Genomic DNA, 20,583 nt, shown 5'->3' with positions numbered 1-20,583 from the left:
AACCGGTAGCGGACTTCGACGAATACTACTGTATCGGCGTCGAGCATGACCAGATCAAGCTCGCCGCCTTTGCATCGCCAATTGCGCGCCAGCAGTTGCAGGCCTTGCCCTTGAAGGTACTCAAGGGCTTGGGTCTCTGCCGCCTGGCCGGCGCTGCTTGGCGACGCCTCGGGCATCAGCGTGCGGTGTCCGGCAGGCGCTTGACCTGGCCGCCAGAGAACTCGGCCCACGGCAGCTGACGCTCGACGCGCTGGCTGGCGTTGATGCTCAGGCTGCCGGACAAGCCCTGCACGCGGTTGTCCGGCAGTGCCTTCAGCTGGCCCAGGCGTGGTGCCAGGCTGTAGGCGTCGACACCCATGGCATACAGGCGGCCCAGGCTACCTGCGGCTTGTGGCCACTGCTGCACGACCTGCTGGCGCAGGTTGTTGCTGGTGTCGAGCAGCCATGGGGTTTCGCAGAAGCGAATGCCGTTCATGTCGTTGTACTGGTTGACGTCACCGCTGGCGCTGTACAGGTTCGAGGTGGCGTAGACCGGAACGTCACCGGCGTACTGGAAGTTCAGGGTCGGTTTGATCTGCTGCGCTTGCTGTGGGGTCGAGGCGAGGAAGATGAAGTCGATGTCCTGACGACGCGACGGTTGTGCTGCGATGTTGCTGCCCACGGTGCTCTGCAGGCTCTGGGCGCGGCCTTCGCTCTGGCGCAGCTGGAACAGGCTGGCGATCTGCTGGGCCAGGGCGACCGGCTGGGCGATGCGCTCGGCGGCGATGATGGTGCCACCGTTGCCTTCCCAGTCCTGGCGGAAGGCAGCCAGCACACGGTCGCCCCACTCACCGCTTGGCACCAGGGCCACGGCACGGACCATGCCGTCAGCGCGGGCGCGGCGTGCCACTTCGCGGGCTTCGTCCTCGGCGGCGAGGCCGAACTGGAACAGCTGAGGCGGTGCCTTCTGGCCGGCGTCGGCGTAGTTCAGGGCGAGGGTGGTGATGGGCAGCTGAGTGTTGGCGGCCATTTGCTTGACCAGTGGTTTTTCCAGCGGGCCGACCACCAGTTGCACGCCGTCGGCCAGGGCCTGGCGATAGAAGGCGTCGAGCGAGCCGATGCGCGAGCTGTCGTAGACCTGCACGGCAGGCGCTTGCCCGCCCGCTTGCTGGGCCTGGAAGTGGGCAGCCATGAAGCCGTCACGCAGGGCACGGGCAACGCCGGCCAGCGGGCCTTCCTGGGGCAGCAGCAGGGCGATCTTGGTCAGCGGCTGGCTGGCCAGTTCCTTGAGCTTGGTCAGGGCCAGCGGCAGCTCCTTGGCGGCCGGGTGGTCCGGATGCTGCTTGCGCCAGGCATCGATGGCCGCCTGTTGCTGCTCGAGGGTGCCAGCGCTTTTCACGGCCAGCGCCAAGCTGGTCCAGCCGGCGAGGATTTCGTTGTTGGCAGGCTGTTGCAGCTGCTCGGGCGGCAGTGCGGCGACCAGGGCCCAGATTGCGTCATTGTTGGCGCTGGCAGCCTGGCCGCTGAGCAGAGGGCTCAGCAGCGCGCGTTGCTGGGCGGCGGCCAGGGTCTGGCCGTCGGCCTCGAGCGCGGCGGCGTGGACGCTGTAGGTGCGCACCTGCTGTTGCTCCGGCAGTTCTGCGATGTGCTGCAGGCTCGGGTGGGACAGCGCGGTCAGGGCGGCCTTGGGCTGGTTGCGGCTCATGGCCAATTCGGCGCCGAGGGTGGCGGCGAAAATCTGCTGGGCTGGCTTGAGCGTGTCCATCGGCACCTGCTCGAGGATGCGTGCGGCGCGTGGGAAGTCCTTCTGCTTGTAAGCCAGGTCGGCAGCGCTCAGGCGCAGCAGGGCAGCGTCTTCGGCGGACTTGCTGGTGGCGGCCTTCTCGAGCAGTTGCTCGATGCTGGCATCCGGGGTGCGTGGCAGTTCGCCCAGGCTGGATGAGGGCGAGCTGGCGCAGGCTGCCAGCAGGGCAGCGAGGCAGAGGGCTGTGAGCAGCCGCAGGCAAGCGATCATGTAAAGGTCCTGTTACTCGATCAAGTTGGCCGGCAATTGTACCCAAGCGGCAGCCGGGGCGCGATGTGCCGTTAGCAGAACCTTCACTATAGGCGGCCCGGCGGTGGTCGCCGACGAAGTTCTTTGCGCCCTGTTACCGGTGCTCGGGCTACAATGGCGCCTTTGATCCGAAAGGCAGGGTGTGTGCAGTGACTGATGTGGCCGGGACTTCGAAATCCACCATGGGGACGCTTTATGTGGTCGCGACCCCCATCGGCAACCTTGACGACATGAGCGCCCGGGCGCTCAAGGTGCTGGCCAATGTCGCCCTGATCGCAGCCGAGGACACACGGCATTCGATCCGCCTCCTACAGCACTTCGGCATCGATACGCCGCTGGCGGCTTGCCATGAGCACAACGAGCGTGACGAAGGCGGGCGCTTCATCACCAAGTTGCTGGCCGGTGAAGATGTGGCGCTGGTGTCCGACGCGGGTACGCCGCTGATTTCCGACCCGGGTTACCACCTGGTGCGTCAGGCCCGTGCCGCGGGCGTCAGCGTGGTGCCTGTACCGGGTGCCTGCGCCTTGATTGCTGCGCTTTCGGCCGCCGGCCTGCCTTCTGATCGTTTTATCTTCGAGGGCTTTCTACCGGCCAAGTCTGCCGGTCGCCGGGCTCGCCTGGAGCACGTCAAGGAAGAACCGCGCACGCTGATCTTCTACGAGGCGCCGCACCGCATCCTGGAGTGCCTCGAAGACATGGAGCGGGTGTTCGGCGGTGAGCGCCCGGCGCTGTTGGCGCGCGAGCTGACCAAAACCTTCGAGACCCTCAAAGGCTTGCCGCTGGCTGAGTTGCGCGCGTTCGTTGCAGGTGACAGCAACCAGCAGCGCGGCGAGTGCGTGGTGTTGGTTGGTGGCTTGAGTGCACCTGAAGGCGAAGATGCGATCAGTGCCGAGGCGCAGCGTGTGCTGGATCTGCTGCTGGCCGAGTTGCCACTGAAAAGAGCAGCAGCTTTGGCGGCGGAAATCACCGGCGTGCGCAAGAACCTGCTGTATCAGGTGGCCCTGGAAAAGCAGAAAGCGCAGTAGTGGCAATTAGGCATAGTTGACGGTAACGCTTGTTCTTGCGCGCGCGTGCCGTTAACCTTGTCGGCGGAGAGTCGATCGGACAGTCGCTGCCGTCTTTTGTTCCGCAAAAGATGGGGGAGGAAAGTCCGGGCTCCATAGGGCAGAGTGCCAGGTAACGCCTGGGAGGCGCGAGCCTACGGAAAGTGCCACAGAAAATAACCGCCTAAGCACTTCGGTGCCGGTAAGGGTGAAAAGGTGCGGTAAGAGCGCACCGCACGGCTGGCAACAGTTCGTGGCTAGGTAAACCCCACTCGGAGCAAGACCAAATAGGGTTCCATCAGGCGTGGCCCGCGTCGGAACCGGGTAGGTTGCTAGAGGCGTCCAGTGATGGCCGTCGTAGAGGAATGACTGTCCTCGACAAAACCCGGCTTACAGATCGACTCTCCACCCTTTCCTCTCCTGCTTGATTCGATAGCAGATCCCTCTTGGTAATACCAAAAAGATCTTACTCTTAATAATTCACTTTAACTTCGAACGGCATTCGTTTGAGCCGGTTTGATTTTTCTCGCGTTTTTCCCCGCCTGGTAGTCCTTCCGCATTCCTTTGTTGCGCTAAATCTCAGTCCTGTAAGGATTTTCCTTATGAACGCGCCTTGACGGTGCAGCGGACGGATTCCTATAGTGTGCGCAAGTGGCAGAAAGTGGGATGAAGTGGGTTTTCTGACACAAAAACGCTAATATTGTGGGGGTCGCTACCGTGTTTCGCGGAGCCAACGCCGTCAGCCTCGATGCCAAGGGTCGTCTCGCCATGCCGAGTCGGTACCGTGACGAGCTCGAATCGCGTTGCAATGGCCAGCTGATCGTGACTATCGACGCTGTTGACCCCTGCTTGTGTGTTTATCCCCTCGATGAGTGGGAGCAGATTGAAGCCAAGTTGCGTGCCTTGCCGTCGTTGCGTGAGGAAAACCGCCGCCTGCAGCGTTTGCTGATCGGTAATGCGGTTGACCTGGAGCTCGATGGCAGTGGGCGTTTCCTGGTACCGCCCCGCCTGCGTGAGTACGCCAAGCTGGACAAGAAGGCGATGCTGGTGGGGCAACTGAACAAATTCCAGCTGTGGGATGAGGATGCCTGGAACGCGGTTTCGGCAGCCGACCTTGCAGCTATTCAACAACCGGGTGCCATGCCCGACGATTTGCGTGACCTGATCCTGTGACCATAGATAGCGGCTTCAACCACATCACCGTCCTCCTCGATGAAGCTGTCGAGGCATTGGCCCTGCGCGCCGACGGTTGCTATCTGGACGGCACCTTCGGGCGTGGCGGCCATAGCCGCCTGATCCTCAGCAAGCTCGGGCCGCAAGGGCGGCTGCTGGGCTTCGACAAAGATCCTCAAGCGATTGCCACCGGGCAAGCGCTGGCGGCCGAAGACGGCCGCTTTGTCATTGTGCAGCGCAGCTTTGCCGAGCTGGGTTCGGAAGTGGCAGAGCGCGGCCTGGCTGGCAAGGTCAGCGGCATCCTGCTTGACCTGGGCGTATCCTCGCCGCAGCTGGATGATCCCGAGCGCGGCTTCAGCTTCCTCAATGATGGCCCGCTGGACATGCGCATGAACCCGGACCAGGGCATCAGCGCTGCCGAGTTCATCGCCACCGCACCTGCCGAAGAAATTGCCCGCGTCTTCAAGGAATACGGCGAAGAACGCTTTGCCGGGCGCATGGCGCGCGCCGTGGTCGAGCGCCGCGAGAAGCAGCCGTTCACCCGTACCGCCGACCTGGCTGAAGTGCTCAAGGTCGCCAACCCGGCTTGGGAAAAGGGCAAGAACCCGGCGACCCGTGCCTTCCAGGGCCTGCGCATCCACGTCAACAACGAACTGGGCGACCTTGAGACTGGCCTTGAAGCTGCGCTCGACGCCCTGGAAGTGGGCGGCCGCCTGGCGGTCATCAGCTTCCACTCGCTCGAAGACCGCATCGTCAAACTGTTCATGCGCAAGCTGGTCAAGGGCGAGGCCGACAACCTGCCACGCAACCTGCCAGTACAGCACAAGGTCTTCGAGCCGAAGATCAAGCTCATCGGCAAGGCTCAGTTTGCTTCCGAGGCCGAACTCAAGGCCAACCCGCGGTCGCGCAGCGCCGTGATGCGGGTAGCGGAGAAGCTTCGGTGAGCCGGCTATTCGCCAAACCTCTGCCAGGCGGAAGCTTTCTGATGCTTCTGCTGTTTGTCGGCGTGCTCGTTTCGGCCATCGCCGTGTCCTACAGCGCCCACTGGAATCGCCAGCTGCTCAACACCCTGTACGGTGAGTTGAGCGAGCGGGACAAGGCCCAGGCCGAATGGGGCCGGCTGATTCTCGAGCAAAGCACCTGGACTGCCTCCAGCCGTATCGAGAGCCTGGCCTCCGAGCAGCTGAAGATGCGCGTGCCTGCAGCTGACGAAGTGCGGATGGTGGCGCCATGATGAAGCTCGAAGGCGCACTGTACCCCTGGCGCTTCCGGGTAGTGATCGGCTTGCTGGCACTGATGGTCGGTGCGATCTGCTGGCGCATCGTCGACCTGCAGGTGGTCGATCGTGACTTCCTCAAGGGCCAGGGCGACGCCCGCAGCCTGCGTCACATTCCTATTCCCGCACACCGTGGCCTGATCACCGACCGCAACGGCGAGCCGCTGGCCGTCAGTACCCCGGTCACCACCTTGTGGGCTAACCCCAAGGAAATGCAGGTGGCCAAGGAACGCTGGCCGCAACTGGCCGCTGCCCTCGGGCAGAACGCCCAGCAACTGACCGAGCGCCTGACCCAGCAGGCCAACAAAGAGTTCATCTACCTGGTCCGTGGCCTGACCCCGGAACAGGGCCAGCACGTGCTCGACCTGAAAGTGCCAGGCGTGTACGGCCTCGAAGAATTCCGCCGCTTCTATCCGGCCGGTGACGTGACCGCGCACATGGTCGGCTTCACCGACCTCGACGACCACGGCCGTGAAGGCGTGGAGCTGGCCTACGATGAATGGCTGGCCGGCGTGCCCGGCAAGCGACAAGTGATCAAGGACCGGCGCGGTCGGCTGATCAAGGACATCCAGGTCACCAAGAACGCCAAGGCCGGCAAGACCTTGGCGTTGTCGATCGACCTGCGCCTTCAATACCTGGCCACCCGTGAACTGCGCAATGCCATTGCCGAACAGGACGCCAAAGCGGGCAGCCTGGTGATCATGGACGTCAAGACCGGTGAGGTCCTGGCCATGGTCAACCAGCCGACCTACAACCCCAACAACCGTCGCAGCATGTTCCCGGCCGCCATGCGCAACCGGGCGATCATCGATGTGTTCGAGCCCGGCTCGACGGTCAAGCCGATCTCGATGAGCGCTGCGTTGCAGAGCGGCCGCTGGAAGCCGACCGACAAGGTCGAGGTGTATCCGGGCAGCCTGCAGATCGGCCGCTACACCATCAAGGACGTATCCAAGAGCGAGGGCCCGATCCTCGACCTGACCGGCATCCTGATCAACTCTTCCAACGTCGGCATGAGCAAGATCGCCTTCGATATCGGCGGCGAGGCCATCTATCGGGTCATGTCCCAGGTTGGCCTGGGCCAATACACCGGCCTCGGCTTCCCGGGCGAGCGCGTCGGCAATCTGCCCAACCACCGCGAGTGGCGCAAGGCGGAAACCGCGACCCTGTCCTACGGCTATGGTGTGTCGGTCACCGCCTTGCAGCTGGTGCATGCCTACGCCGCCCTGGCCAACGACGGCAAGATGGTGCCGCTGTCGATCCTCAAGGTCGACAAGGCGCCGGAAGCGGTGCAGGCAATTCCAAAGGAAACCGCCGAGACCGTTCAGGGCATGCTGCAGCAAGTGATCGAAGCGCCGCGCGGCGTGTTCCGTGCCCAGGTGCCGTTCTATCACGTGGCCGGCAAGTCCGGTACCGCACGTAAGGCCACCGTCGGTTCCAAGGGTTACACCGAAAACGCCTACCGCTCGCTGTTCGCCGGCTTCGGCCCAATGAGCGACCCGCGCTACGCCATCGTCGTGGTCATCGACGAACCGGGCAAGGGGGGCTACTTCGGTGGCCTGGTATCGGCCCCGGTATTCAGCAAGGTCATGTCGGGCACCCTGCGCCTGATGAATGTGCCGCCAGATAACCTGCCGCCGCCGAGTGATCCGCAGCAGGCCAGTGCAGTACCCGCCAAGGGAGGGCGTGGATGATGACGATGCCATTGAGCAAGCTTTTCGCCCACGCCAGCCGCGATCCGCTGATCCGTGAACTGACCCTGGACAGCCGTCAGGTGCGCCAGGGCGACCTGTTCCTGGCTGTGCCAGGTGCCAAGGTTGACGGCCGTGAGCACATTGCCGATGCGCTCTCGCGTGGTGCTGCGGCCGTGGCCTATGAAGAGCAGGGCGTCAACGTGCTGCCGCTCACCGATGTGCCGCTGATTCCAGTGAAGGGCCTGATTGGTCAGCTTTCGCAGATTGCCGGACGCTTCTACGGCGAGCCGAGCCGCCAGCTCAATCTGGTGGGCGTCACCGGTACCAACGGCAAGACCAGCGTCACCCAGCTGGTGGCTCAGGCGCTCGATGCGCTGGGCCAGCGCTGCGGCCTGATCGGTACCCTGGGCACCGGCTTCTATGGCGAGCTGCAGAGTGGCCGCCTGACCACACCAGATCCGATCGCCGTGCAGTCGACCCTGAACGACCTCAAGAAAGGTGGCGCCAAGGCCGTGGCCATGGAGGTTTCCTCCCACGCCCTGGAGCAGGGCCGTGTGGCCGCGCTGGAATTCGACATCGCGGTCATGACCAACCTGTCCCGCGACCATCTGGACTACCACGGCAGCATGGAGGCTTACGAGGCCGCCAAGGCCAGGCTGTTCGCCTGGCCGAGCCTGCGTTGCCAGGTTGTCAATCTGGATGATGGCTTCGGTCGTCGTCTGGCCGAAGACTTTGCCCGCCGCCCGAGTGTCGATCATATCGAGACCCGGCTGCTCAGCTATAGCCTGGAAAACCCGGACGCGTCGCTGTTCTGCCGCGAAGCGCATTTCGATGACGATGGTGTGCGCGCTACGCTGGTCACCAGCCAGGGCGAACGCATCCTGCGCAGCCAGCTGCTTGGCCGCTTCAACTTGAGCAACATGCTCGCGGCCGTGGCCACGCTGCTGGCGCTGGACTACTCGCTGGACGAAATCCTCAAGGTCACTCCACAGCTGCAAGGCCCTGTCGGCCGTATGCAGCGCCTGGGGGGCGGTGACAAGCCACTGGTGGTGGTCGATTACGCCCACACCCCCGACGCGCTGGAGAAGGTCCTCGAAGCCCTGCGTCCGCATGCTCACGGCAAGCTGCTGTGCCTGTTCGGCTGCGGTGGCGACCGCGATCGCGGCAAGCGCCCGCTGATGGCCGAAGTGGCCGAGCGCCTGGCCGACCGCGTGCTGGTCACCGACGACAACCCGCGTACCGAAGACCCGCTGGGTATTTTCGACGACATTCGCCCCGGTTTCGCCAAGCCTGCCAACGTCGAGTTCGTCGCTGGTCGTGGTGAGGCCATCGCCCACCTGATTGCCACTGCTGCGGCCGATGACGTGATCGTCCTGGCCGGCAAGGGGCACGAGGATTACCAGGAAATCCATGGCGAGCGCCATGCCTTCTCCGACCTGATCGAAGCCGACAAGGCACTTGCAGCCTGGGAGGCTCCACATGCTTAAGCCCATGACCCTCAGCCAGTTGACCGGCGCCTTGAGTGCGCGCCTGATCAACGCCGATGCCAGCTTCACCGGTGTCAGCATCGACAGCCGCAGCGTCACCGCTGGTCAGCTGTTCGTAGCGCTGACCGGGCCGCGTTTCGATGGCCATGACTACCTCGCCGACGTGCAGGCCAAAGGCGCCGTCGCTGCTTTGGTCGAGCGCGAAATCGCCGATGTCGACTTGCCGCAGCTGTTGGTCGACGACTGCCGTGTCGCGCTCGGCCAGCTCGGTGCGCTGAACCGCGCCGCGTTCGACAAGCCGGTCGTCGCCATTACCGGGTCCAGCGGCAAGACCACGGTCAAAGAGATGCTTGCCAGCATCCTGCGTACGCGTGGGCTGGTGCACGCCACCCGCGGCAACCTGAACAACGACCTCGGTGCTCCGCTGACCTTGCTTGAAATCGCCCCGGAGCACAGCGCTGCGGTGATCGAGCTTGGCGCTTCGCGCATCGGCGAGATCCGCTACACCGTCGGCCTGACCCAGCCGCAGGTGGTGGTCATCAACAACGCGGGCACTGCCCACGTGGGTGAGTTCGGCGGCCCCGAGAAGATCGTCGAGGCCAAGGGCGAGATTCTCGAAGGCCTGGGCGAGGGCGGTATCGCCATTCTCAACCTGGACGACAAAGCCTTCGCCATCTGGAAGGCCCGTGCCGGTGCGCATCAGGTGATCACTTTCGCCCGTGGCAACGGTCAGGCAGATTTCCATGCCACCCACATCGGCCGCGATGCCCGTGGCTGCCCGTCGTTCAAGCTGCATGGCGCGGGTGAAGCAGTAGACGTGCAACTCAATGTGCTCGGCGAACACAACGTCAGCAACGCCCTGGCCGCTGCCGCCGCTGCCCATGCCGTTGGTCTGAGCCTGAGTGGCATAGCTGCCGGCCTCAATGCCGTGCAACCGGTCAAGGGCCGCACCGTCGCGCAAATCGCCCCGAACGGTGTGCGGGTCATCGACGACAGCTACAACGCAAATCCCACCTCCATGTGCGCGGCCATTGATATACTCCGCGGCTTTTCAGGGCGCACCGTTCTGGTGCTAGGGGATATCGGCGAGCTGGGCCAGTGGGCGGAGGAAGGTCACCGTCAGGTGGGCGAGTACGCACACGGCAAGGTCGACGCCCTGTATGCAACGGGCTCCAACATGATTCATGCGGTTACGGCGTTCGGTGCCGATGGCCGTCATTTCGCTACCCAGGCTGAGTTGATCGACGCCGTTCGTGCCGAGACTGCCAGCGACACCACTATCTTGATCAAGGGCTCGCGCAGCGCTGCGATGGAAAACGTCGTGGCTGCATTGTGCGGTGCCAGCGGGGAGAAACATTAATGCTGCTGCTGTTGGCCGAGTATCTGCAACAGTTCTACAAGGGCTTCGCGGTCTTCCAGTACCTGTCCCTGCGCGGGATTCTTGGTGTACTGACCGCGTTGTCGCTGGCGCTGTGGCTGGGGCCGTGGATGATCCGTACCCTGCAGATTCGCCAGATTGGTCAGGCCGTGCGTAACGACGGCCCGCAATCACACCTGTCCAAGTCCGGCACTCCGACCATGGGTGGCGCACTGATTTTGTCTGCTATTGGTGTCAGCACCCTGCTGTGGGCTGACCTGTCCAACCGCTACGTCTGGACCGTGCTGATCGTCACCCTGCTGTTCGGTGCCATCGGCTGGGTCGACGACTACCGCAAGGTGATCGAAAAGAACTCGCGTGGCCTGCCGAGTCGCTGGAAGTACTTCTGGCAGTCGGTGTTTGGTCTTGGCGCTGCGGTGTTCCTGTACATGACCGCACCGACCACAGTCGAGACCACCCTGATCGTGCCGTTCCTCAAGGACGTCACCATCCCGCTGGGTATCGGCTTCGTTGTACTGACCTATTTCGTCATCGTCGGCTCCAGCAACGCGGTCAACCTGACCGACGGCCTCGATGGCCTTGCGATCATGCCAACCGTGATGGTCGGTGGTGCATTGGGCATCTTCTGCTACCTGTCGGGTAACGTGAAGTTCGCTGAATACCTGTTGATTCCTTACGTGCCCGGCTCGGGCGAGCTGATCGTGTTCTGCGGCGCGCTGATCGGTGCCGGCCTGGGCTTCCTGTGGTTCAACACCTATCCGGCTCAGGTGTTCATGGGCGACGTCGGCGCGCTGGCACTGGGCGCCGCACTGGGCACCATTGCCGTGATCGTGCGCCAGGAAATCGTGCTGTTCATCATGGGCGGCATCTTCGTGATGGAAACCCTGTCGGTGGTGATCCAGGTCGCCTCGTTCAAGCTCACCGGCAAGCGCGTGTTCCGCATGGCGCCGATTCACCACCACTTTGAACTCAAGGGCTGGCCTGAGCCACGCGTGATCGTCCGCTTCTGGATCATCACCGTGATTCTGGTGCTGATCGGCCTGGCAACCCTGAAACTGAGGTAGAAAAGCGTGTCATTGATCGCTTCCGACCAATTCCGCATCGTTGTCGGCCTCGGCAAGAGCGGCATGTCCCTGGTTCGCTTCCTGGCGAACCGGGGCATTGCCTTTGCGGTCGCCGATACCCGCGAGCAACCGCCGGAACTGGAAACCCTGCGCCGTGATTACCCGCAGGTGGAAGTGCGCTGTGGTGAGCTGGATGTGGACTTCCTGTGCCGCGCCAACGAGCTGTACGTGAGCCCGGGCCTGGCCCTGGCCACCCCGGCCCTGCAGCAGGCAGCGGCGCGTGGGGTGCAGCTGTCCGGTGACATCGAACTGTTCGCCCGCCATGCCAAGGCCCCGATCGTGGCAATCAGCGGCTCGAACGCGAAAAGCACGGTCACCACCCTGGTCGGCGAAATGGCCGTCAAGGCCGGCAAGCGCGTGGCCGTGGGCGGCAACTTGGGCACCCCGGCGCTGGACCTGCTGAGCGATGAGGTCGAGCTGTACGTGCTGGAGCTGTCGAGCTTCCAGCTGGAAACCACCGACCAGCTCAACGCCGAAGTGGCCACCGTGCTGAACATCAGCGAAGACCACATGGACCGCTATAGCGTCCTGCCGGCCTATCACCTGGCCAAGCACCGGATCTTCCGTGGTGCCCGTCAGGTCGTGGTCAACCGCCAGGATGCCCTGAGCCGGCCGCTGCCGGTGGAAGGCCGCCCATGCTTCACCTTCGGCCTCAACCAGCCTGATTTCAAGGCCTTCGGCCTGCGTGAAGTTGATGGCGAAAAATACCTGGCTTACGAATTCCAGACGCTGATGCCGGTGCGTGAGCTGAAGATTCGTGGCGCCCACAACCAGAGCAACGCCCTGGCGGCCCTGGCCCTCGGCCATGCCGCCGGCCTGCCGTTCGCGCCGATGCTTGAAGCGCTGCGTGAGTTCAAGGGCCTGGCGCACCGCTGCCAGTGGATCCGTGAGCACAACGACGTCAACTGGTACGACGATTCCAAGGCCACCAACGTCGGCGCCGCCCTGGCCGCGATCGAAGGCCTGGGTGCGGACATCGACGGCAAGCTGGTGCTGATCGCCGGTGGCGACGGCAAAGGTGCCGATTTCGCCGCGTTGCGCGAGCCGGTCCAGCGCTTCTGCCGCGCCGTTGTGCTGCTCGGCCGTGATGCCGAGCGCTTGGCCGAAGCCCTGGGCGACGGCGTGCCATTGGTGCGGGTCAAGACCCTCGACGACGCCGTGCAGCAGTGCGCCGAGCTGGCTGAGGCGGGCGATGCCGTGCTGCTGTCGCCGGCCTGCGCCAGCCTCGACATGTTCAAGAACTTCGAAGAGCGCGGGCGCCTGTTCGCCCAGGCGGCGGAGGGGCTGGCATGATCTTCGGCATCCTCAAGCCTTACCCTTCGCCGCTGATCAGCGGCCGTGGTGTCGACCTCGACTTCGCCATGCTGGCCGGTTGCCTGGCGCTGCTCGGCCTGGGCCTGGTGATGATCACCTCGGCGTCCTCGGAAGTGGCCGCGGTGCAGTCCGGAAACCCGCTGTACCACATGTACCGCCATTTGGTTTACGTGTTCCTTGGCCTGGTCGCCTGTGGTGCGACCATGCTGGTGCCGATCGCCACCTGGCAGCGCATGGGCTTCATGATGCTGATCGGCGCCTTCGGCCTGCTGGTGCTGGTGCTGGTGCCGGGGATCGGCCGTGAAGTTAACGGTTCGATGCGCTGGATCGGCTTCAGCTTCTTCAACGTGCAGCCCTCTGAGATTGCCAAGGTCTTCGTCGTCATCTACCTGGCCGGCTACCTGGTGCGTCGGCAGACCGAGGTGCGCGAAACCTGGATGGGCTTCTTCAAGCCCTTCATCGTGCTGCTGCCAATGGCCGCCCTGCTGCTGATGGAGCCGGACTTCGGTGCCACCGTGGTAATGATGGGGGCCGCGGCGGCGATGCTGTTCCTCGGTGGGGTGGGGCTTTTCCGCTTCAGCCTGATGGTGGTGCTGGCGGTGGCTGCAGTGTTCATTCTGGTGCAGGCGCAGCCGTACCGGATGGCGCGTCTGATCACCTTCACCGACCCCTGGTCCGACCAGTTCGGTTCCGGCTATCAGCTGACCCAGGCACTGATCGCCTTCGGCCGCGGCGAGTGGCTGGGTGTCGGCCTGGGCAACAGCGTGCAGAAGCAGTTCTACCTGCCTGAGGCACACACTGACTTCGTGTTCTCGGTATTGGCCGAAGAGCTGGGCGTGGTCGGTTCGCTGGTCACCATCGCGCTGTTTGTCTTCGTCACCATTCGCGCGCTGTACATCGGCTTGTGGGCGGAGAAGGCAAAGCAGTTCTTTGCCGCCTACATGGCGTTTGGCCTGGCATTCCTGTGGATCGGTCAGTTCCTGATCAACATCGGTGTGAACGTCGGCTTGTTGCCGACCAAGGGCCTGACCTTGCCGTTCCTCAGCTATGGCGGCTCATCGCTGGTGATCTGCTGTGCCTGCGTGGGGTTGCTGCTGCGCATCGAATGGGAGAGCCGCACGCACCTGGGCAGCGAGGAGCACGAATTCAAAGAAAGCGATTTTGCCGAGGAGACCAGTCATGGCCGCTGACGGCAAGAACGTACTGATCATGGCCGGTGGTACCGGGGGCCACGTGTTCCCGGCCCTGGCCTGCGCCCGTGAATTCCAGGCGCGCGGGTACACCGTGCATTGGCTGGGCACTCCGCGTGGCATCGAGAACGAACTGGTACCGCAAGCCGGTCTGCCACTGCACCTGATCCAGGTCAGCGGCCTGCGCGGCAAGGGCAAGTTGTCGCTGCTCAAGGCACCGTTCACCCTGGTCAAGGCGGTGCTTCAGGCACGCCGTATCGTGCGGGAGCTCAACCCCGTGTGCGTGGTCGGCTTCGGCGGCTATGTGACTGGCCCAGGCGGCGTGGCCGCACGGCTGTGCGGCGTGCCGCTGGTGATCCACGAGCAGAACGCCCGCGCCGGCACCACCAACCGCCTGCTGCTGCCGTTCGCGGCGCGCGTCTGCGAAGCCTTCCCGGCGACCTTCGACGCCAGCGACAAGCTGCGTACCACTGGCAACCCGGTGCGCCCGGAGCTGTTCATGGATGCCCAGCGTGCGCCCTTGGCCGAGCGCCGCGCGCGCCTGTTGGTCATGGGTGGCAGCCTGGGTGCGGAACCATTGAACAAATTGTTGCCTAACGCCCTGTCCGAAGTACCGGCGAACCTGCGTCCAGAGGTGTTTCACCAGGCTGGCAAGCACCATGCGCCGGCCACCGCCGAGCGTTACCGCGAGGCAGGTGTCGAGGCCCAGGTCGAACCGTTCATCAAGGACATGGCCCATGCCTACGGCTGGGCCGATATCGTGGTCTGCCGGGCCGGTGCCCTGACCGTCAGCGAACTCGCGGCGGCGGGCCTGCCTTCGATGCTGGTGCCCTTGCCCCACGCCATCGACGACCACCAGACCCACAACGCCCAATATCTGGCCCGGGAAGGCGCTGCCTTCCTCATGCCACAAGCGACAACTGGCGCAGCGCAACTCGCTGAACGCCTGAACGAGGTGCTGATGCAACCCGAGAAACTCAACACCATGGCTGGCGCCGCGCGGCGCCTGGCCAAACCTGCTGCAACCAGCACCGTGGTCGATATCTGCCTGGAGGTGGCCCATGGTTGAAAGCCAGAAAGCCATGCCCCAGCCAAAGATGGGCCGCATCAACCGCATCCACTTCGTCGGTATTGGCGGCGTGGGCATGTGCGGCATCGCTGAAGTGCTGCTGAACCTGGGCTACCAGGTGTCCGGTTCCGACCTCAAGGCGTCGCCGGTCACCGAGCGCCTGGAGTCGTTCGGCGCTGAAATCTTCGTCGGCCACCGCGCCGAGAACGCTGCCAATGCCGATGTGCTGGTGGTGTCCAGTGCGATCAACACGGCCAACCCGGAAGTTGCCACTGCCCTTGAACGTCGCATCCCGGTGGTGCCACGTGCCGAGATGCTCGCCGAGCTGATGCGTTACCGTCATGGCGTGGCGGTTGCCGGTACCCACGGCAAGACCACCACCACCAGCCTGCTGGCCTCGGTATTCGCCGCTGGCGGCCTGGACCCGACCTTTGTCATCGGTGGCCGGCTGACCGCTGCCGGCACCAATGCGCAGCTGGGCACTAGCCGTTATCTGATTGCCGAAGCTGACGAAAGCGATGCCAGCTTCCTGCACCTGCAGCCGATGGTGGCCGTGGTCACCAACATCGACGCCGATCACATGGCGACCTATGAAGGCGACTTCAACAAGCTGAAGAAGACCTTCGTCGAGTTTTTGCACAACCTGCCATTCTACGGCCTGGCCGTGATGTGCCTGGACGACCCTGTGGTGCGCGAGATCCTGCCTCAGGTCAAGCGTCCGACCGTCACCTACGGCTTCAGCGAAGAGGCCGACATCCGCGCCATCAACGTGCGTCAGCAGGGGATGCAGACCCATTTCACCGTGTTGCGCCGTGACTGCGAGCCGCTCGAGGTGTCGGTGAACATGCCCGGCAACCACAACGTGCTCAACGCGCTGGCCACTATCGCCATCGCCACCGACGAAGGCATCAGCGATGAAGCCATCGTTCAGGGCCTGTCCGGTTTCCAGGGTGTCGGCCGACGCTTCCAGGTGTACGGCGAACTGCCGGTCGACGGCGGCAGCGTGATGCTGGTCGACGACTATGGTCATCACCCGACCGAAGTGGCAGCGGTGATCAAGGCCGTGCGCGGTGGCTGGCCAAGCCGCCGCCTGGTGATTGTCTACCAGCCGCACCGTTACAGCCGCACCCGTGACCTGTACGACGATTTCGTCCAGGTACTGGGCGATGCCAACGTGCTGCTGCTGATGGAAGTGTACCCGGCCGGTGAAGAGCCGATCCCGGGTGCCGACAGCCGTCAGCTTTGCCACAGCATCCGCCAGCGCGGCAAGCTGGACCCGATCTACATCGAACGTGGCGCCGAACTGGCGCCGCTGGTCAAGCCACTGCTGCGTGCTGGCGACATTCTGCTCTGCCAGGGTGCCGGTGATGTCGGTGGCCTGGCCCCGCAACTGATGAAAAGCCCGCTGTTCGCTGGCGCCAAGCAGGAGAAGTCGAAATGACCAGCGCCTACGAACAACTGCACTCGACCCTGGACGTGAAAGCGTTCGGCCGCGTGGCCGTGCTGTACGGCGGCAAGAGCGCCGAGCGTGAAGTGTCGCTGAAGTCCGGCGCCGCGGTGATCGACGCCCTGACCACTGCCGGTGTCGACGTGGTCGCCATCGATGTCGGTGACGACCTGCTGGCGCGCCTGCAGAACGAGAAGATCGACCGCGCCTTCATCATCCTCCACGGCCGTGGCGGTGAAGACGGCAGCATGCAGGGCCTGCTCGAGTGCCTGGGCATTCCCTACACCGGCAGCGGTATCCTCGCTTCGGCGCTGGCCATGGACAAACTGCGCACCAAGCAGGTGTGGCAGAGCCTGGGCATTCCGACCCCGCGCCACGCGGTGCTGGGCAGCGAAAACGACTGTGTTGCCGCCGGTACGGAACTGGGCTTCCCGTTGATCGTCAAACCGGCCCATGAAGGTTCCAGCATCGGCATGGCCAAGGTGCACAGCGTGGAAGAGCTGGTCGCCGCCTGGAAGGATGCCGCCCACTACGATTCGCAAGTGCTGGTCGAGCAATGGATTCACGGCCCGGAGTTCACCATCGCGGTTCTGCGTGGCCAGGTGCTGCCGCCGATTGCCCTGGGCACTCCGCACGTGTTCTACGACTACGACGCCAAGTACATCGCCAATGACACCCAGTACCGCATCCCGTGCGGCCTGGACAGTGCCAAAGAGCAGGAACTGATCGACCTGACCGCGCGCGCCTGCGATGCCATCGGCATCGAAGGCTGGGGCCGGCTGGACGTGATGCAGGACGAGCAGGGCCGGTTCTGGCTGCTCGAAGTCAACACCGCACCGGGCATGACTGATCATAGCCTGGTGCCCATGGCGGCCCGCGCGGCCGGCCTGGACTTCCAGCAACTGGTGCTGGCGATCCTGGCTGAAAGCGTGAAGACGCGAGGTTAACCATCATGCAAGGCGCAATGATACGTCAGCAGCAACCCGTTACCGGCCGTAGCAAGCCGGTGCCGCGTGGTGCCAGCCGACTGGTGGCCGACGAGCCCGTATCGGCGCGCCTGCCGCGGCCTAGCCTGGGTGGCCTCAAGCGCCTGCTGTGGCCGATCGTGCTGGTGGCTGCAGGGTTCGGTGCCTACGAGGGCGCCATCCGCCTGATGCCCTATGCCGACCGGCCGATCACCAAGATCGACGTGCAGGGTGACCTCAGCTACATCAGCCAGCAATCGGTGCAGCAGCGCATTGCGCCGTATGTGGCGGCGAGCTTCTTCAGCGTCGACCTCACCGCGATGCGCGCCGAGCTCGAGCAAATGCCGTGGATCGCCCACGCCGAAGTGCGCCGGGTGTGGCCGGACGAGGTGGTGATTCGCCTGGAAGAACAGCTGCCGGTGGCACGCTGGGGCGACGAGGCCCTGCTCAACAACCAGGGCCAGGCCTTCACCCCGCGCGAGCTGGCCAACTACGAGCACCTGCCGCAGCTGGCCGGGCCGCAGCGCGCGCAGCAACAAGTCATGCAGCAGTATCAGGTGTTGAGCCAGATGCTGCGCCCCCTGGGCTTTTCCATCGTGCGTCTGGAGCTGCGTGAGCGCGGCAGCTGGTTCCTGACCACCGGTGCGAACAGCGCAGGCCCAGGTATCGAGCTGCTGTTGGGGCGCGACCATCTGGTGGAGAAGATGCGCCGTTTCATTGCCATTTACGACAAGACACTCAAAGAGCAGATCACCAATATCGCCCGCATTGATCTGCGATACGCCAACGGACTTGCCGTTGGCTGGCGGGAACCGAACGCACCGACGACGGCCAAACCCGCCGTTGCGAAGAATTAGAGAGAGGCAGGACCATGGCAAACGCGCATAGCGGCAAAATGATCGTCGGGCTGGACATCGGCACCTCCAAGGTGGTGGCGCTGGTGGGTGAAGTGGGCGAAGACGGCACCCTCGAGATCGTGGGCATCGGCACCCATCCGTCCCGCGGCCTGAAGAAAGGCGTGGTGGTGAACATCGAGTCGACCGTACAGTCGATCCAGCGCGCGGTGGAAGAAGCCCAGCTGATGGCCGGCTGCCGCATCCACTCGGCGTTCGTCGGCGTGGCCGGCAACCACATCCGTAGCCTGAACTCCCACGGCATCGTCGCCATCCGCGACCGCGAGGTCAGCGTTGCCGACCTCGAACGCGTGCTCGACGCCGCACAAGCGGTGGCCATTCCGGCTGACCAGCGCGTGCTGCACACCCTGCCGCAGGACTACGTGATCGACAACCAGGAAGGCGTGCGCGAGCCGCTGGGCATGTCCGGCGTGCGTCTGGAAGCCAAGGTTCACGTGGTCACCTGTGCGGTCAACGCGGCGCAGAACATCGAGAAGTGCGTACGCCGCTGCGGCCTGGAAATCGACGACATCATCCTCGAGCAGCTGGCCTCGGCCTACTCGGTGCTGACCGATGACGAGAAAGAGCTGGGCGTGTGCCTGGTGGACATCGGTGGCGGTACCACCGACATCGCCATCTTCACCGAAGGGGCGATCCGCCACACCGCGGTGATCCCGATTGCCGGCGACCAGGTCACCAACGACATCGCCATGGCCCTGCGTACACCGACCCAGTACGCCGAAGAAATCAAGATCCGCTACGCCTGCGCCCTGGCCAAACTGGCCGGCGCCGGCGAGACCATCAAGGTGCCGAGCGTGGGCGACCGCCCACCGCGCGAGCTGTCGCGCCAGGCCCTGGCCGAGGTGGTGGAGCCGCGTTACGACGAGCTCTTCACCCTGATCCAGGCCGAGCTGCGCCGCAGCGGCTACGAGGACCTGGTGCCAGCCGGCATCGTCCTCACCGGCGGCACCGCGAAGATGGAAGGTGCCGTGGAACTGGCCGAAGAAATCTTCCACATGCCGGTACGCCTGGGCGTACCGCACAGCGTTCGGGGGCTGAGCGACGTGGTGCGCAACCCGATCTATTCCACCGGCGTGGGCTTGCTCACCTACGGCCTGCTCAAGCAGTCCGAGGACCTGGTCCTGACCGGTAACAGCAACAGCAGCAACAACAGCTATGGCGATGAACCGAAGGCCCCAGTGCTTGAGCGCTTCAAGAAGTGGGTCCAGGGCAACTTCTAAGTTTCAAAGCAGTAGTGGTAGGCGCAACAACTAGAGAACTGTAAGGAGAGGGAAAATGTTCGAGCTCGTAGACAACGTCCCGCAAAGTCCGGTCATCAAAGTGATCGGCGTTGGCGGTGGCGGCGGCAACGCCGTCAACCACATGGTGAAAAGCAGCATCGAAGGCGTCGAGTTCATCTGCGCCAACACCGATGCCCAGGCGCTGAAAAACATCGGCGCACGCACCATCCTGCAACTGGGTACCGGCGTGACCAAGGGTCTGGGTGCAGGTGCCAATCCGGAAGTCGGCCGTCAGGCCGCGCTGGAAGACCGTGAGCGCATCGCCGAGGTGCTGCAGGGCACCAACATGGTGTTCATCACCACCGGCATGGGCGGCGGTACCGGTACCGGCGCGGCGCCAATCATCGCCGAAGTGGCCAAGGAAATGGGCATTCTCACCGTTGCAGTGGTGACCCGTCCGTTCCCGTTCGAAGGCCGCAAGCGCATGCAGATCGCCGATGAAGGCATCCGCATGCTGGCTGAGAGCGTCGACTCGCTCATCACCATCCCGAACGAGAAGCTGCTGACCATCCTGGGCAAAGATGCCAGCCTGCTGTCCGCCTTTGCCAAGGCTGACGATGTCCTGGCCGGTGCCGTTCGCGGTATCTCCGACATCATCAAGCGCCCGGGCATGATCAACGTCGACTTCGCCGACGTACGCACCGTCATGGGCGAAATGGGTATGGCGATGATGGGGACCGGTTGCGCTAGCGGCCCGAACCGTGCGCGCGAAGCCACCGAGGCGGCAATCCGCAACCCGCTGCTCGAAGACGTCAACCTGCAGGGCGCCCGCGGCATCCTGGTGAACATCACCGCAGGTCCTGACCTGTCGCTGGGTGAATACTCCGACGTGGGTAGCATCATCGAAGCCTTCGCCTCGGACCACGCGATGGTCAAGGTGGGCACCGTGATCGACCCTGACATGCGTGACGAGCTGCACGTGACCGTGGTTGCCACAGGGCTGGGCGCGCGCATCGAAAAACCGGTCAAGGTGGTCGACAACACCCTGCAGACCGCTCAGCAGGTGTACGAGGCTTCCAACCCGGCGCCGGTTCGCCAGGAGCAGCCAGCCGTCAACTACCGTGACCTGGAGCGCCCGACCGTGATGCGCAACCAGGCCCACGCAGGTGCCGCGGCGGCAGCTAAACTCAACCCTCAGGATGACCTGGACTACCTCGATATCCCAGCCTTCCTGCGTCGTCAGGCCGATTGATGGAATTT

18 protein-coding genes and 1 other RNA gene are annotated in these 20,583 nt (G+C 64.0%); 17 read left to right on the top strand and 2 right to left on the bottom strand.

Going from position 1 to position 20,583, the window contains the following annotated elements; genetic code table 11:
- Positions 1–176 (bottom strand): YraN family protein (locus APH28_RS28000; RefSeq protein ID WP_177334244.1); only part of this gene is annotated, 176 nt, incomplete at its 3' end.
- The gene (locus APH28_RS08775) at positions 176–1,993 is read right to left on the bottom strand and encodes a penicillin-binding protein activator (RefSeq protein ID WP_060508554.1); all 1,818 of its coding nucleotides are present in this window, start codon (positions 1,991–1,993) and stop codon (positions 176–178) included. The genes APH28_RS08775 and APH28_RS28000, both read right to left, overlap by 1 nt.
- 221 nt (positions 1,994–2,214) lie before the next feature.
- Between APH28_RS08775 and rsmI the strand changes: the two genes are divergently transcribed.
- From rsmI to ftsZ, 17 genes are all read left to right on the top strand, one after another.
- Positions 2,215–3,057, top strand: coding sequence for a 16S rRNA (cytidine(1402)-2'-O)-methyltransferase (rsmI, locus tag APH28_RS08770; RefSeq protein ID WP_177334249.1), 843 nt, complete (start codon positions 2,215–2,217; stop codon positions 3,055–3,057).
- Between the two features lie 67 nt (positions 3,058–3,124).
- Positions 3,125–3,484, top strand: an RNA gene (gene rnpB / locus APH28_RS08765) — RNase P RNA component class A.
- 308 nt (positions 3,485–3,792) lie between these two features.
- A complete protein-coding gene (gene mraZ / locus APH28_RS08760) occupies positions 3,793–4,248 on the top strand; it encodes a division/cell wall cluster transcriptional repressor MraZ (protein WP_060508556.1) in 456 nt (151 codons plus the stop codon).
- Positions 4,245–5,192: a 16S rRNA (cytosine(1402)-N(4))-methyltransferase RsmH gene (gene rsmH / locus APH28_RS08755; protein ID WP_060508552.1), complete on the top strand. Its 948-nt coding sequence runs from the start codon at positions 4,245–4,247 to the stop codon at positions 5,190–5,192. Before mraZ ends, rsmH begins: the two co-directional genes overlap by 4 nt.
- Entirely contained in the window at positions 5,189–5,482 is a 294-nt protein-coding gene (gene ftsL / locus APH28_RS08750) for a cell division protein FtsL (RefSeq protein WP_033702839.1), read from the top strand. Before rsmH ends, ftsL begins: the two co-directional genes overlap by 4 nt.
- Positions 5,482–7,215, top strand: coding sequence for a penicillin-binding protein 2 (locus APH28_RS08745; RefSeq protein WP_177334247.1), 1,734 nt, complete (start codon positions 5,482–5,484; stop codon positions 7,213–7,215). The genes ftsL and APH28_RS08745 overlap by 1 nt, the downstream gene beginning before the upstream one ends.
- Positions 7,212–8,702 (top strand): UDP-N-acetylmuramoyl-L-alanyl-D-glutamate--2,6-diaminopimelate ligase, encoded by a 1,491-nt coding sequence (locus APH28_RS08740; RefSeq protein ID WP_371263073.1) that lies wholly within the window; start codon positions 7,212–7,214, stop codon positions 8,700–8,702. Before APH28_RS08745 ends, APH28_RS08740 begins: the two co-directional genes overlap by 4 nt.
- Complete coding sequence (gene murF, locus APH28_RS08735) at positions 8,695–10,062, top strand: UDP-N-acetylmuramoyl-tripeptide--D-alanyl-D-alanine ligase (RefSeq protein ID WP_060508550.1); 1,368 nt, start codon at positions 8,695–8,697, stop codon at positions 10,060–10,062. The genes APH28_RS08740 and murF overlap by 8 nt, the downstream gene beginning before the upstream one ends.
- A complete protein-coding gene (gene mraY, locus APH28_RS08730) occupies positions 10,062–11,144 on the top strand; it encodes a phospho-N-acetylmuramoyl-pentapeptide-transferase (RefSeq protein WP_060508549.1) in 1,083 nt (360 codons plus the stop codon). The genes murF and mraY overlap by 1 nt, the downstream gene beginning before the upstream one ends.
- A 6-nt stretch (positions 11,145–11,150) precedes the next feature.
- Complete coding sequence (murD, locus tag APH28_RS08725) at positions 11,151–12,497, top strand: UDP-N-acetylmuramoyl-L-alanine--D-glutamate ligase (protein ID WP_060508548.1); 1,347 nt, start codon at positions 11,151–11,153, stop codon at positions 12,495–12,497.
- Entirely contained in the window at positions 12,494–13,708 is a 1,215-nt protein-coding gene (gene ftsW / locus APH28_RS08720; RefSeq protein WP_060508547.1) for a putative lipid II flippase FtsW, read from the top strand. Before murD ends, ftsW begins: the two co-directional genes overlap by 4 nt.
- Positions 13,698–14,777, top strand: a complete 1,080-nt coding sequence (gene murG, locus APH28_RS08715) for an undecaprenyldiphospho-muramoylpentapeptide beta-N-acetylglucosaminyltransferase (protein ID WP_060508546.1) — start codon at positions 13,698–13,700, stop codon at positions 14,775–14,777. Before ftsW ends, murG begins: the two co-directional genes overlap by 11 nt.
- The gene (gene murC, locus APH28_RS08710; protein WP_060508545.1) at positions 14,770–16,218 is read left to right on the top strand and encodes a UDP-N-acetylmuramate--L-alanine ligase; all 1,449 of its coding nucleotides are present in this window, start codon (positions 14,770–14,772) and stop codon (positions 16,216–16,218) included. Before murG ends, murC begins: the two co-directional genes overlap by 8 nt.
- A complete protein-coding gene (locus APH28_RS08705) occupies positions 16,215–17,171 on the top strand; it encodes a D-alanine--D-alanine ligase (protein ID WP_060508544.1) in 957 nt (318 codons plus the stop codon). The genes murC and APH28_RS08705 overlap by 4 nt, the downstream gene beginning before the upstream one ends.
- A gap of 5 nt (positions 17,172–17,176) precedes the next feature.
- Positions 17,177–18,046: a cell division protein FtsQ/DivIB gene (locus tag APH28_RS08700; RefSeq protein WP_060508543.1), complete on the top strand. Its 870-nt coding sequence runs from the start codon at positions 17,177–17,179 to the stop codon at positions 18,044–18,046.
- 14 nt (positions 18,047–18,060) lie between these two features.
- Complete coding sequence (ftsA, locus tag APH28_RS08695; protein WP_012274055.1) at positions 18,061–19,323, top strand: cell division protein FtsA; 1,263 nt, start codon at positions 18,061–18,063, stop codon at positions 19,321–19,323.
- A gap of 55 nt (positions 19,324–19,378) precedes the next feature.
- Positions 19,379–20,575, top strand: coding sequence for a cell division protein FtsZ (ftsZ, locus tag APH28_RS08690; RefSeq protein WP_003260772.1), 1,197 nt, complete (start codon positions 19,379–19,381; stop codon positions 20,573–20,575).
- Positions 20,576–20,583 lie beyond the last annotated feature (8 nt).

The sequence above is a fragment of the Pseudomonas sp. NBRC 111124 genome, from assembly GCF_001320245.1.
Lineage (GTDB): Bacteria > Pseudomonadota > Gammaproteobacteria > Pseudomonadales > Pseudomonadaceae > Aquipseudomonas.
Note: the sequence above shows the minus strand (reverse complement) of the source record. Positions and strands in the feature narration are given on the sequence as shown.

Coding starts and splice junctions, on each gene's coding strand:
- APH28_RS08775 (WP_060508554.1), bottom strand. CDS start 1,993: ATGATCGCTTGCCTGCGGCTGCTCACAGCCCTCTGCCTCGCTGCCCTG.
- rsmI (WP_177334249.1), top strand. CDS start 2,215: ATGGGGACGCTTTATGTGGTCGCGACCCCCATCGGCAACCTTGACGAC.
- APH28_RS08745 (WP_177334247.1), top strand. CDS start 5,482: ATGAAGCTCGAAGGCGCACTGTACCCCTGGCGCTTCCGGGTAGTGATC.
- APH28_RS08740 (WP_371263073.1), top strand. CDS start 7,212: ATGATGACGATGCCATTGAGCAAGCTTTTCGCCCACGCCAGCCGCGAT.
- murF (WP_060508550.1), top strand. CDS start 8,695: ATGCTTAAGCCCATGACCCTCAGCCAGTTGACCGGCGCCTTGAGTGCG.
- mraY (WP_060508549.1), top strand. CDS start 10,062: ATGCTGCTGCTGTTGGCCGAGTATCTGCAACAGTTCTACAAGGGCTTC.
- ftsW (WP_060508547.1), top strand. CDS start 12,494: ATGATCTTCGGCATCCTCAAGCCTTACCCTTCGCCGCTGATCAGCGGC.
- murG (WP_060508546.1), top strand. CDS start 13,698: ATGGCCGCTGACGGCAAGAACGTACTGATCATGGCCGGTGGTACCGGG.
- murC (WP_060508545.1), top strand. CDS start 14,770: ATGGTTGAAAGCCAGAAAGCCATGCCCCAGCCAAAGATGGGCCGCATC.
- APH28_RS08705 (WP_060508544.1), top strand. CDS start 16,215: ATGACCAGCGCCTACGAACAACTGCACTCGACCCTGGACGTGAAAGCG.
- APH28_RS08700 (WP_060508543.1), top strand. CDS start 17,177: ATGCAAGGCGCAATGATACGTCAGCAGCAACCCGTTACCGGCCGTAGC.
- ftsA (WP_012274055.1), top strand. CDS start 18,061: ATGGCAAACGCGCATAGCGGCAAAATGATCGTCGGGCTGGACATCGGC.
- ftsZ (WP_003260772.1), top strand. CDS start 19,379: ATGTTCGAGCTCGTAGACAACGTCCCGCAAAGTCCGGTCATCAAAGTG.